Raw genomic sequence first — 12,782 nt, 5'->3', positions numbered from 1 at the left:
GGTGCCGGAATCCGAGGACCCACACTAGGTACGAGTTGGCCGCGAGTGATGCCACGGCATCACGGACGAAACAGGGTGTCTACCGGCTGAACGAGTGACAGGCGCTACACAACTGGTGACATGAGGTCACCATGAGTACACGAAGGTGGTGTACTGCGACTGTCTGCAGTTGATACCGGTTATCCCCGCCCCGCGCGGCGGCCGTCAACGATAAGCCAAGCGCATGGGGAGCCCGTCAGCGGGCACCGGAAGCGAGACGTAATCCCACTTCGCGACGTAGTCCCCGGGCACCGACCAGCGGTGGGCGCGGAGCATCTCGTGCATCAGCGCCTTCACCTCCAGGCTGCCGAACTGCAGCCCGATGCACTTGTGCGCACCGCCGCCGAAGGGCATCCACGCGAACCGGTGGGATTTGTCCTCGCGGCGGTCCGGACCGAACCGCTCGGGGTCGAACCGCAGCGGATCAGTCCAGCATCCGGGGGTGTAGTGGTTGAGCGTCGGCGAGACGCCGACCAGCGTGCCCGCGGGCAGGTAGTGCCCGAGCACCTCGGTGTCCTTCGTGGTCATCCGGGTCAGCGACGGGACCGGGGCACGCAGCCGGAGCGCCTCCTTCATCACGAGGTCGAGGGTTTCGAGGCTTTCCAGCTCGTCGAGGCCGGGCAGGTCGTCGCCGAGGCGGAGCGACTCCTCGCGGGCGCGGTCCTGCCATTCCGGATGTTTGGCGAGGTAGTAGGCCATCGCGCTGGCGGTGATGGTGGTGGTGTCATGCGCGGCCATCATGAGGAAGATCATGTGGTTGACGATGTCGGCGTCGCTGAACCGGTCGCCGTCCTCGGAGGTGGCGTGGCAGAGCGCGGAGAAGAGGTCGGTGGTGTCGGCGCTGCGTTTCGCGGGCAGGTTCTCGGCGAAGTAGCGCTCCAGGGTCCGGCGTCCGCGCAGGCCGGCCGCCCACCGCCCGCCTGGCACCGGGTAGCGCACTACGGCGGTACCGGCCCGGACAGCGCTCACGAACGCACGGTTGATCTTTGCCGCGTCGGCGGTGGCGGGCATGCCCATGAAGACCTGCGTCGCGACGTCCAGCGTGAGCTGCTTGAACGCCCGGTACAGCCGCGGGTGCCCGGCGGGCGGCAGGCCGTTCCGCAGCGCCGGGCCCATCTGCGCGACGTATCCGCGGAGCCGGTCGCGCGTGAACGCCTGCTGCATGATCCGCCGGTGCAGGTGGTGCTCGCCGAAGTCGAGGAGCATGAGGCCGCGTTCGAAGAACCGCTCGATGAAGAACTTCCAGCCCTCCTGGGAGAACGCTTTGTCCTTGTTCACGAGCGCGACTTGGGTGGCTTCGGGCCCGGACAGCGACACGATCCGCGTGCCGAACCCGCCCATCCACGAGACCGGGCCGTACTTCTCGTACCGGCGAAAGCTGAAGTCGAGGCCGAACCGCATCATGTCGAGCGTGTGCCCGACCACGGGCGGGCCGTCGTCCCCGAGGACGGGTTTGAGCCCGCTCCCGTCCGGCGGCGCGGCGAACTCCCGGACGGGCCACTCCGCGGCGAGCCACCGCCGATCGACCGCGCGGGGGAGGGGAATTGCGGTGAGCGGGGGAATGCGGGTGCGGAGGCTTTCGGCGACGCGGGTGACGCCGTCGCTTCCGGCCCGGCTGACCTTGCGGAGAGGCCGGATCCCGGTGGGGTGCAGGAGGGCGGCTTTGGTGGCGCTGAGCGCGGTTCCGGCTGTGGGGTGCGCGGTTCCGCTCCGGTCCGTGCGCAGGCCGGGCACGTCCGCCATGGGGACCACCTCCCGGGGTTCGGTCCCGTCCACCGTGCACCCTTGTTGACAGGTTGACAATACCCGGGGCCGACGTCGTTCGGGTGATTTCCGGACTGTGGCCTCGGGACCGGGCCGCGCTCACCGGCGGTTCTCCGGGCAGCCGGGAAAGGTGCCGTGCGCCCGATTTTGGCGTTACGTCTGGTGTTTCTACCAGTGCCGTGCGCCATACGCTCCGTGACTCGAACGGCATTCGTCAACGTCGACGCGGAAGGCGGACCCGATGCGAATCCTCGCTACCAGCTGCCCGAACCAGGGACATTTCTATCCGATGGTCCCGTTCCTGTGGGCACTGCGCAATGCCGGGCACGACGTCCGCGTCGCGATGACGGAGACAATGGCGGGGGTATCCGCCGCGGCGGGCCTGCCGTCGGTGTCCCTCGGCCCGGACATCCCCCTCGCCGGACTACGCAACGGCAGGGCCTCGGCGCCACCCGGACCGGGCGTCGAGGCGATGGTGGATCACGTACTCGAATACTACGTACCGCTGAGCGAGCTGATCGTCGACCGGGTCGTCGACGTCACCGGACGCTGGCGTCCCGACCTGCTCGTGCACACCGCGTGGGACTACGCCGGTTCCATCGCGGCCGCCCGGCTGGGTGTCCCGGTCATCCAGCACGGCTGGGGACTGACGCCACCGAAGGAAATCGACGACGCGGCATACGAGGAACTACGGCCGCTGTTGCGCCAGTGGAACGTCCCGGACCACCTGCCCGGCCCGTGGCGCTGGGTGGACGTCTGCCCGCCGAGTCTCCAGATCGGCCTGCCGGACTGCGCCGTGCTGCCGATGGTCTGGTCGTCGTTCAACGGCGGCGCGGTCCTGCCCGAATGGTTGCTGGACCCGCCGGACCGGCCCCGGATCTGCGTGACACTGGGCAACATCCCGATCATGCTCGGACACGCCGAGGTGTTCCGGAACGTACTGGCCGCCCTGCGCGACCTCGATGCCGAGGTGATCGTCGCGGCCAGCGGCAACCTGCCCCAGGTCGACGACCTGCCCGAGCACGTCCGGATCGTGCGGGGCATCCCGCTGCGCGAAGTCCTCGGCAGCTGCCGGCTGATGATCAACCACGGTGGGTCGAACAGCGTCATGGCCGCGATCGCGGCTGGCCTCCCGCAGCTCGTCCTGCCGCAGACGTGCGTGCATTTCCAGCACGGCGACCGGATCGCCGGCGTCGGTGCGGGGGAGAGCCTGCACCCGCAGGACGCCACCGTGGCCGCCATCCGCGCGGCCACGGTGCGCCTGCTCACCGACGAGGACAGCCGCGCGACCGCATCGCGGCTCGGCAGGGAGAACGCCCGCCAGCTGTCCCCGGAGTCGGTGGTGAGCTACCTGGATGCGGCCATGCGCCTGGAGAACACCGGGGCCCGGCTGCCGGCGGAGGCGAAGTGATGACCTCCGCGATCTCCAGCGGCCCGGCCCGCATCCGCTCCGGCCCGACGGTGGGCCTGCTCGCACTGACCATCACCGCGTTCGCCTTCGGCACGACGGAATTCGTCATCGTGGGGCTGCTTCCCCGGATCGCCGGAACGCTGGGGGTGTCCATTCCGGTCGCCGGCTTCCTGGTCTCGGGCTACGCGCTCGGTGTCGTGATCGGCGCGCCGCTGCTCACCCTCGTCACGGCCCGGTTGCCACGCAAGGCTTTCCTGGTGGCGCTGGTCATCCTGTTCTTGGCCTGCACGGTGCTCTGCGCGGCGGCGCCGTGGTACTGGCTGCTGCTGGTGGCCCGGATCGGCGGGGCACTCGCCCACGGCGCCTTCTTCGGCGTGGCGACGGTGGTCGCGACCACGCTGGTCCCGGAAAGCCGCAAGGGCACCGCCATCGCCGTGGTGTTCACCGGCCTCACCGTCGCCACCGTGCTGGGCGTCCCGCTGGGAACCGCGCTGGGTGAGGCCACCGACTGGCGCATGACGTTCTGGGCCGTCACGCTGCTCGGCGTCATCGGCCTGGCCGGCATCGTCACCCTGGTCCCGCGCCAGGAACGGACCGGCACCGCGAGCGTCCGCGGCGAGCTGGCCGCCTTCGGCAACCGGCGGCTGTGGCTGGCACTGGCCACCGCGGCGTTCGGACACGCCGGCCTGTTCGCCGCCCTCACCTATGTCAACCCCATCCTGACCGGCGTCACCGGCTTCGCCGCCGGGGACATCTCGCTGCTGCTCGTCGTGGTCGGGGCCGGGATGCTGGTCGGCAACCTGGTCAGCGGCAGGATCGCCGACCGGCGCCCGGCCGCCTCGGTGGTGGCCACCCTCGCCTGCCTGCTGGCCGTACTGGTGGTGGCGGGCTGGGCGTTCCAGTCTCCGGTCACCGCGATCGCCGCGCTGTTCGGCGTCGGCGCGGCCGGATTCGGGACGGTGGCGCCGTTGCAGCGGCGCATCCTCGACGAGGCGGGCGACGGGGGCAGGCTCGCGTCGGCCGCGAACGTGTCGGCGCTCAACGTCGGCAACATGCTGGGTTCCCTGCTCGGCGGGGTGGCGATCAGCGCCGGGTTCGGCCTCGTGTCCCCGTTCTGGGTCGGCGCCGCACTCACCGGGGCCGGGTTGCTGCTGGCCGTCTTCGCCATCGGAGGATCACGATGAACAGCTGCCAGAGCAGGGAACTTCTCCTGGAGGGCGTACGCAAGTACCACCGCGAGGTCGAGGCAGGCCCGGAGTTCGTCCCCGGCGAGACCGAGATCTGGTGCAGCGGCGCGGTGCTCGACGAGGACGACCGCGTCGCACTTGCCGAGGCAGCGCTCGACCTGCGTATCGCCAGCGGCAAGGTGGCCAAGCGGTTCGAGTCGGCGCTGGCGAAGGCGGTCGGGCTGCGCAAAGCACATCTGACGAACTCCGGCTCCTCGGCCAACCTGTTGGCCGTCTCGGCGCTCACCTCACCCCAGCTGGGCGACCGGAGGCTCCGGCCCGGCGACGAGGTGATCACCGTCGCGGCCGGCTTCCCGACGACCGTGAACCCGCTCATCCAGAACGGGCTGCGGCCGGTGTTCGTCGACATCGAGCTCGGCACCTACAACACCACCCCCGACCGCGTCGCCGCCGCGGTCGGCCCGCGCACCAGGGCGATCGTCATCGCGCACACCCTCGGCAACCCGTTCCCGGCCGCAGAGATCGCCGACCTGGCCGACCGGCACGGGCTGTTCCTCGTCGAGGACGTGTGCGACGCACTCGGCTCGACCTACCGGGGCAGGCAGGCCGGAACGTTCGGGGACCTCGCCACGCTCAGCTTCTACCCGGCCCACCACCTGACCATGGGCGAGGGCGGCGCCGTGCTGACCGATGACCTCGGACTGGCCCGTGCCGTCGAGTCGTTCCGCGACTGGGGCCGTGACTGCTGGTGCGCGCCCGGCGAGGACAACAAGTGCCTGCGCCGCTTCGACCAGCAGTTCGGCAAGCTGCCCTGCGGATACGACCACAAGTACGTCTTCTCCACCATCGGCTACAACCTCAAGACCACCGACCTGCAGGCTGCGCTCGGGCTCAGCCAGCTGTCCAAGCTGCCCCGTTTCACCCGGGCCCGGCGGGGCAACTGGCAACGGCTGCGCGAGCGGCTCGACGGAATCCCGTCGCTGATCCTCCCCGAGGCCACTGTGGACAGTGAACCGAGCTGGTTCGGCTTCGCCATCACCGTCGAACCCGGCTCGGCATTCACCTCCCGGGAGCTGGTGGAGTTCCTGGAGAACCGGCAGATCCGCACCCGCAGGCTGTTCGGCGGCAACCTCCTCCGCCAGCCCGCCTACGCCGGGATCGACCACCGCGTCGCCGGCGACCTGACCAACAGCGACATCGTCACCGACCACACCTTCTGGATCGGCGTGTACCCGGGGCTCACCGGCAGGATGGTCGACTACATGACCGACTCGCTGTGGGAGTTCGTCCGGGCGAACCACCGATGACGGCCCCGGCAGTGCTGGGGGCCGCCACCGGTCAGGTCAGCGGATCTCGGCGCGTAGCAGCCGCGCGGTGCCGGCCAGGTGCCGTAGCGCCGGTTCCACCTCGGCGTACCGGCGGGTCTTCAGGCCGCAGTCCGGGTTGAGCCACAGCCGGTCCGCGGGGACGGCGGCGAGGGCCTTCCTGGCCAGTCCGGTCATCTCCTCCTGGCTCGGCACGCGGGGCGAGTGGATGTCGTACACCCCTGGCCCGACCGCGCGGGCGAACCCGTCCAGCCCGGCCAGCACGTCCATCGTGGAGCGGGCGGCCTCGATGCTGGTGACGTCCGCGTCGAGGGCGTCGATCGCGGGCAGGACGTCGCCGAATTCCGAGTAGCACATGTGCGTGTGGATCTGGGTGGCCGCCGCGACGCCCGACGTCGCCAGCCGGAACGCGGGGACCGCCCAGCCGAAGTACTCCTCGTGGTCGCGCGCGTGCAGCGGCAGGAGTTCGCGCAACGCGGGCTCGTCGACCTGGATGATCCGGATCCCGGCCGCCTCCAGGTCCGCGACCTCGTCCCGGATCGCCAGCGCGACCTGCCGTGCGGTGTCCGCGAGCGGCTGGTCGTCGCGGACGAACGACCAGGCAAGGATCGTGACCGGACCGGTCAGCATCCCCTTCACCGGCCGCTCGGTCCGGCTTTGCGCGTACTGCGTCCAGCCGACCGTCATCGGCGCCGGGCGCGCCACATCGCCGAACAGGATCGGTGGGCGCACGCACCGCGAACCGTATGACTGGACCCAGCCGTGCGCGGTCGCGGCGAACCCGGTCAGCTGCTCGGCGAAGTACTGCACCATGTCGTTGCGCTCGGGTTCCCCGTGCACGAGCACGTCGAGCCCGAGGTTTTCCTGCAGCCGGACGGCGCGGTCGATTTCGGTGCGCATGGCGCGTTGGTAACCGGCGTCGTCCAGCTTCCCGGCCCGATGCGCCGCGCGGGCCTGGCGTACCTCGGCAGTCTGCGGGAACGAGCCGATCGTGGTGGTCGGCAGCGGCGGTAGCGCCAGCGCTTCCTGTTGCGCTGCAACGCGTTCCGCATACGGCGCGCGTACGGCATCCGACGGCCGGAGCGCCGCTACCCGGGCCCGAATCGCCGGGTCGGGAAGGGAAGCCGCCCGATCCGCGACCGCGGTGCGCGCCGGTCCGAGGTCGACGTCCTCGCCGCGCAGCGCAGCACCCAGCAGGACAACCTCGTCCACCTTCTGCCGTGCGAAGGCGAGCCAGTTCTTCAGCCGCGGGTCGAGGCCGGTTTCCGCCTGCACGTCGTACGGCACGTGCAGCAGCGAGCACGACGTGGCGATGCTGACCTGCGCCGCGGTGCCCACCAGCCGTGCGGCGCGGGCGAGCGCGACACCCGGGTCGGTCCGCCACACATTGCGGCCGTCCACGACCCCGGCGAGCACCTCCTTGTCCCGCAACGCCCCTTCCGCGGCCACAGCGTCCACAAAGGACGGATCGGTGACCAGGTCGACGGCCAGCGCTTCGATCGGGGAGCGGGCCAGCACGCCCAGCGCCCGGCCGAGCCCGCCGAAGTACCCGGCCACCAGCAGCCGCGGCCGGCGCTTTTCCTTGGCCAGCACGTGATACGCGCGGGTGAGCGCGTTGAGCTCAGCGGTGGTCCGGTCGGCAGCGAACGCCGGTTCGTCGAGCTGTACCCACTCCACGCCCTCGTCGCGCAGCTGTGCCAGCAACTCCACGTACGCGGGGAGCAGTGCGTCGAGCAGTTCCAGTGGCGCGAAGCCGGGCGTCGTCGATTTCGCCAGCAGCAGGAACGTGACCGGCCCGACGAGCACCGGGCGCGGGGTGATGCCGAGTGTGCGGGCCTCGCGGACCTCGTCGACCGGCGCGGTGCCGGTGAGCGTGAACTGCGTGTCCGGGCCCAGTTCCGGGACGAGGTAGTGGTAATTGGTGTCGAACCACTTCGTCATCTCGAGCGCAGGCGCGTCCGGCACCCCGCGCGCGGCGGCGAAGTACGTGTCCAGCGGCGAAAGACCCAGCCGGGTGAACCGTTCCGGCAGTGCGCCGAACAGCGCGGCGGTGTCCAGCATGTGGTCGTAGTGGGAGACCATGTTCGACGGGATCGAGCCGAGACCTTGGTCACGCAACGCCGTCCAGGTCTGGGCGCGCAGCCGTTGCCCGGTGGCAAGCAGGTCGTCCTCGGTGCCGGCGCCCGCCCAGTACGCCTCCAGCGCCTTCTTCAGTTCGCGGTTCGGCCCGATGCGCGGGTATCCCAGGACGGTGGTGCCGATCGTGTTCACAGCATGCATCCTCACGTGCTCGCCGGAAGAGCCCGGGCACGTGCGAACCGTGCTTCGGTCGTGCCTTGTCCCACGAGGCCCGGACTCACGCACGCCGTCGGCGCGCGTACCACGGGCAGGTCTTCGGACTCGCGGGCACCGTGCACACTCCTACTCGCCGTCGCTTCCCGGGCTGGCGCCCAGTGCTGTACCACGGTTTCCCGTGGTGACGGCTTTCGTTCCTGCTCACCGCTGCGGGGCAGTCCCGGATTCGCACCGGGTTCCCTCTTGCCTCGCCCGGACGCGGCACGAACTCGGCCACGCCCTGGCGAACCAGTGGCGTGGCCGAGTTTAGCGGGAACGGTCAGTCCCAGTCGAGGGCGCCGCCCGACTGGTACTCGATCACCCGGGTCTCGAAGAAGTTCTTCTCCTTCTTGAGGTCCATCGCCTCCGACATCCACGGGAACGGGTTCTCGTTCTCGCCGAAGAGCGGCGCGAGCCCGATCTGCTGGGCCCGCCGGTCGGTGATGAAGTGCATGTACTGCTCGCACAGCTGTGCGGACAGCCCGAGCATCCCGCGCGGCATCGTGTCGCGCGCGTACGCGACCTCCAGCTCACAGGCTTCCTGCAGCATCCCGCGGACCTCGGCCTGGAACTCCTCGGTCCACAGGTGCGGGTTCTCGATCTTGATCTGGTTGATGCAGTCGATGCCGAAGTTCAGGTGGATCGACTCGTCGCGCAGGATGTACTGGTACTGCTCGGCGATGCCGACCATCTTGTTCCGCCTGCCGAGCGACAGGATCTGCGCGAAGCCGGTGTAGAACCACATGCCCTCGAAGATCACGTAGAACGCCACGAGGTCGCGCAGGAATGCCTGGTCGGCCTCCTGGGTACCGGTCTCGAAGTCCGGGTTCTCGAGGTTCTGCGTGTACTTGAGCGCCCACGCGTCCTTGCCGGAAATGGACGGCACCTCGCGGTACATGTTGAACAGCTCGCCCTCGACGAGGCCGAGGCTTTCGCAGATGTACTGGAAGGTGTGCGTGTGCACGGCCTCCTCGAACGCCTGGCGCAGCAGGTACTGGCGGCATTCCGGGTTGGTGATCTGCCGGTACACCGCGAGCACGATGTTGTTGGCCACCAGCGATTCTGCCGTGGCGAAGAAGCCGAGGTTGCGCTTGAGCATCTGCCGCTCGTCCTCGGTGAGGCCGTCCGGCGACTTCCACAGCGCGATGTCGGCCTGCATCGCGACCTCGGTGGGCATCCAGTGGTTGTTGCACGCCGCGAGGTACTTGTCCCAGGCCCACCGGTACTTCATCGGCAGCAGCTGGTTGACGTCGGCACGCGCGTTGATCATCCGCTTGTCGTCGACGTTGATCCGGGCGGCGCCGACCTCGATCTCCCCGAGGCCGGTCGCGTCCGTCGTTTCCACGTTGGTCATCCGGGTTTCCTTGCAGACACGTCCGTGAAGGGAACCATCACGGAATCTGATTCCCTCATGGTTCCCTTCACGGACTTGGGCTTACTGGCAGGCTTCGCAGTCGGGGTCGTCGATCCGGCAGGCCGCGCCTTCGGTGGCGACGAAGTCGACGTCGGTCACCTTCGGCATTTCCTTCGGCTCCGGCGAGGGCGAAGGCGCCGGGGCCGGGGCCGGGGTGGCCGCCGGGGTCGCGGAGACGGCGTTGAGCTTGCCGTCGGTACCGCGCAGCGTGCTCTTCTCCACGTGCGTCGCGGACTGCGCCCGCAGGTAGTACGTCGTCTTGAGGCCCTTGTGCCAGGCGTAGCGGTACAGCTCGTCGAGCTTGCGCCCGCTCGGCGCGGCGATGTACAGGTTCAGCGACTGCGCCTGGTCGATCCACTTCTGCCGCCGCGAACCCGCGTCCACCAGCCACTTCGACTCGATCTCGAACGCCGTGGCGTACAGCGCCTTGAGGTCATCGGGCACCCGGTCGATCTGGCCGAGGCTGCCGTCGAAGTACTTGAGGTCGCTCACCATCACCTCGTCCCACAGCCCGCGCGCCTTGAGCGAGCGCACCAGATGCGGGTTGACCACGGTGAAGTCACCGGACATGTTGGACTTCACGTACAGGTTCTGGAACAGCGGCTCGATCGACTGGCCGACCCCGCAGATGTTGGAGATCGTCGCGGTGGGTGCGATCGCCATCACGTTGGAGTTGCGCATGCCGACGGTCTGCACGCGCTGGCGCAGCGGCGCCCAGTCCAAAGTGGACGACGTGTCCACGTCGAGTGCATCGCCCTGACGAGCGTCGATGAGCAGCCGCATCGAGTCGATCGGCAGCACGCCGCGGCTCCAGAGCGAGCCCTCGAACGACTGGTAGCGGCCGCGTTCCTCGGCGAGATCGGTGGACGCCGAGATCGCGTAGTAGGAGATGTGCTCCATGCTCGTGTCGGCGAACTGCACGGCGGCGTCCGACGACAGCGGCACACCCAGCTCGAACAGCGCGTCCTGGAAGCCCATCAGCCCCAGCCCGATCGGGCGGTGGCGCAGGTTGGACCGGCGCGCCTCCGGGATCGTGTAGAAGTTGATGTCGATCACGTTGTCCAGCATGCGGACCGCGGTGCGCACGGTCTTCTCGAGCCGCTCGGTGTCGAGGCCCGCGGGGGTGACGTGCTTGAGCAGGTTCACCGAGCCGAGGTTGCACACCGCGACCTCGTCGGTGCTGGTGTTCAGCGTGATCTCGGTGCACAGGTTGGACGAGTGCACCACGCCGACGTGCTGCTGCGGCGAACGCAGGTTGCACGGGTCCTTGAAGGTGATCCACGGGTGGCCGGTCTCGAACAGCATGGTCAGCATGCGCCGCCACAGCTCCACCGCGCGGACCCGCCGGAACACCTTGATCTCGCCGCGTTCGGCGGCCGCCTCGTACTCACGGTACCGCTCGGCGAACGCGAGCCCGTAGAGGTCGTGCAGGTCGGGGGTCTCGTCGGGGGAGAACAGCGTCCACTGGCCGTCGGACTCGACGCGGCGCAGGAACTCGTCCGGCACCCAGTTGGCGGTGTTCATGTCGTGCGTGCGCCGCCGGTCGTCGCCGGTGTTCTTGCGCAGGTCGAGGAACTCCTCGACGTCGATGTGCCAGGTCTCCAGGTACGCGCACGCCGCGCCCTTGCGCTTGCCGCCCTGGTTGACGGCGACCGCGGTGTCGTTGGCGATCTTGAGGAACGGCACGACGCCCTGGGACTGGCCGTTGGTGCCCTTGATGTGCGCGCCGAGCCCGCGGACCGGGGTCCAGTCGTTGCCGAGGCCGCCGGAGTACTTGGCCAGCAGGGCATTGTTCTTGTACGCCTGGAAAATCGAGTCCAGATCGTCGTCCACCGTGGTCAGGAAGCAGGATGACAGCTGCGCGCGGGTGGTGCCGCTGTTGAACAGCGTCGGGGTGGACGCCATGAAGTGGAACGTGGACAGCAGCTCGTAGAACTCGATCGCGCGGGCTTCGCGGTTGTCCTCGCGGATCGCCAGCCCCATCGCCACGCGCATGAAGAACGCTTGCGGCAGCTCGAACCGTACGCCGTTGTGGTGCTGGAAATACCGGTCGTACAGCGTCTGCAGGCCGAGGAACCCGAAGTCGAGGTCGCGCTCGGGGCGGATCGCGGCGGTGATCTTGTCCAGGTCGAAGGTGTTGAGCTGCGCGTCGACCAGTTCCAGCTCGATCGCGCGGCGCAGGTACGCGCGGAAGTACGGCGCGTACTCCGTGGTCATCTCGTCCTGGCTGGCCTGGCGCGGCGTACCGGCCAGGTAGCTCAGCGCTTCGCCGCGCAGCTTGTCCAGCAGCAACCGCGCGCTCACGTACGAGTAGTTCGGCTCCTGCTCGACCAGCACGCGCGCGGCCATGATCTGCGCGAGGGCCAGCTCGTCGGCGCTGATGCCGTCGTACAGGTTGCGCTTGGCCTCGGCCAGCACCGGCTCGGCGGACACGTCCTCCAGCCCGGCGACCGCCTCGCCGACCACGTGCGACACGCGCGCCCAATCGAGCGGACGCACTGTGCCATCAGCGTTTTTGACGTTCAGCGCGGCCTCGGCGGGCACCGGCGTGACGGTCTCGCGGGCCTTGGTGCGCTCCTCGCGGTACAGCACGTAGGCGCGGGCGACCTTGTGGTGCTCGCCGCGCATGAGGGCGAGCTCGACCAGGTCCTGGATCTGCTCGATGTGCAGCGCGGTCTCCGGGCCGGCGTGCCGCAGCAGCGACGTCTCGACCTGCTCGGTGAGCTCGGCGACGACGTGGTGCACCCGGGACGACGCGGCGGCGTCCCCTCCTTCGACCGCGAGGAAGGCCTTGGTCAGCGCCACCGAGATCTTGCCCGCGTCGAAAGGCGAGACGGTGCCGTCCCGCCGGATGACGCGTACCGTGCTCGGGGCCCCATCCGCCGCCGACGGCGGCCGCTGACCGGTTTCCACTGACATGCGTGTCTCCAACAGTGCTCTCGAAATCCTTGAAACGGGCGCGTTCGAGCGGCACACGGCCGGTCAAGGCCATGCGCTGCGGTTTCGTCGAAACAGCCCGGCCGCCCTCGTCAAGCGGTCTCCCCGTCGCTGGGGGCTGCCGGTTCCCAGAGACTACATGTTGGGGTTCGGCCTTGCACGCGCCCCAAGGGGTGGCGTGTCGGTCTCACCCTCGCGGGTTATCCGATCACCGAGGGCGAGCCGCACAGCGGCCGGGTGTCACCCCGGTCCAGTACCCACGAGGGGTGTCGTCCGGCCAGGTAACCGAGGGGTCCGGCGTGGCCGATGGCCCAGCCGGCGGCAGCGCGTGGCTTTGCCCGCCACTCGACCGGGGTACTCCGCAGTTGCGT

At 69.3% G+C, this 12,782-nt stretch carries 7 protein-coding genes and 1 riboswitch; of the genes, 3 read left to right on the top strand and 4 right to left on the bottom strand.

Annotated features, from left to right (window positions below; all coding sequences use genetic code 11):
* Positions 1-204: 204 nt before the first annotated feature.
* Positions 205-1,782, bottom strand: a complete 1,578-nt coding sequence (locus OO71_RS27340) for a cytochrome P450 (RefSeq protein ID WP_084145326.1) — start codon at positions 1,780-1,782, stop codon at positions 205-207.
* A 262-nt stretch (positions 1,783-2,044) separates the two neighbouring features.
* Here OO71_RS27340 and OO71_RS27335 point away from each other — a divergent pair, with 262 nt between their 5' ends.
* Genes OO71_RS27335 through rfbH form a run of 3 tightly spaced genes read left to right on the top strand, consistent with a single transcriptional unit; the run spans position 2,045 to position 5,708 of the window.
* A complete protein-coding gene (locus OO71_RS27335; protein ID WP_033292719.1) occupies positions 2,045-3,214 on the top strand; it encodes a nucleotide disphospho-sugar-binding domain-containing protein in 1,170 nt (389 codons plus the stop codon).
* Entirely contained in the window at positions 3,214-4,398 is a 1,185-nt protein-coding gene (locus OO71_RS27330; protein ID WP_051792361.1) for an MFS transporter, read from the top strand. The genes OO71_RS27335 and OO71_RS27330 overlap by 1 nt, the downstream gene beginning before the upstream one ends.
* Positions 4,395-5,708, top strand: a complete 1,314-nt coding sequence (gene rfbH, locus OO71_RS27325) for a lipopolysaccharide biosynthesis protein RfbH (protein WP_033292718.1) — start codon at positions 4,395-4,397, stop codon at positions 5,706-5,708. The genes OO71_RS27330 and rfbH overlap by 4 nt, the downstream gene beginning before the upstream one ends.
* A gap of 36 nt (positions 5,709-5,744) precedes the next feature.
* Here the strand turns inward: rfbH and metE are convergent, their stop codons facing one another.
* The 3 genes from metE to OO71_RS27310 form a co-directional block, all read right to left on the bottom strand.
* Positions 5,745-8,006, bottom strand: coding sequence for a 5-methyltetrahydropteroyltriglutamate--homocysteine S-methyltransferase (gene metE / locus OO71_RS27320; protein WP_033292717.1), 2,262 nt, complete (start codon positions 8,004-8,006; stop codon positions 5,745-5,747).
* Positions 8,007-8,094: 88 nt separating this feature from the next.
* A riboswitch (cobalamin riboswitch) is annotated at positions 8,095-8,329 on the bottom strand.
* An 11-nt stretch (positions 8,330-8,340) separates the two neighbouring features.
* On the bottom strand, positions 8,341-9,414 hold the full coding sequence (locus OO71_RS27315; protein ID WP_033292716.1) for a ribonucleotide-diphosphate reductase subunit beta: 1,074 nt from the start codon (positions 9,412-9,414) through the stop codon (positions 8,341-8,343).
* Positions 9,415-9,495: 81 nt separating this feature from the next.
* Positions 9,496-12,393, bottom strand: coding sequence for a ribonucleoside-diphosphate reductase subunit alpha (locus OO71_RS27310; protein WP_033292715.1), 2,898 nt, complete (start codon positions 12,391-12,393; stop codon positions 9,496-9,498).
* Positions 12,394-12,782: the final 389 nt, after the last annotated feature.

It is taken from the genome of Amycolatopsis jejuensis (assembly GCF_000717335.1).
Classification (GTDB): domain Bacteria; phylum Actinomycetota; class Actinomycetes; order Mycobacteriales; family Pseudonocardiaceae; genus Amycolatopsis; species Amycolatopsis jejuensis.
Note: the sequence above shows the minus strand (reverse complement) of the source record. Positions and strands in the feature narration are given on the sequence as shown.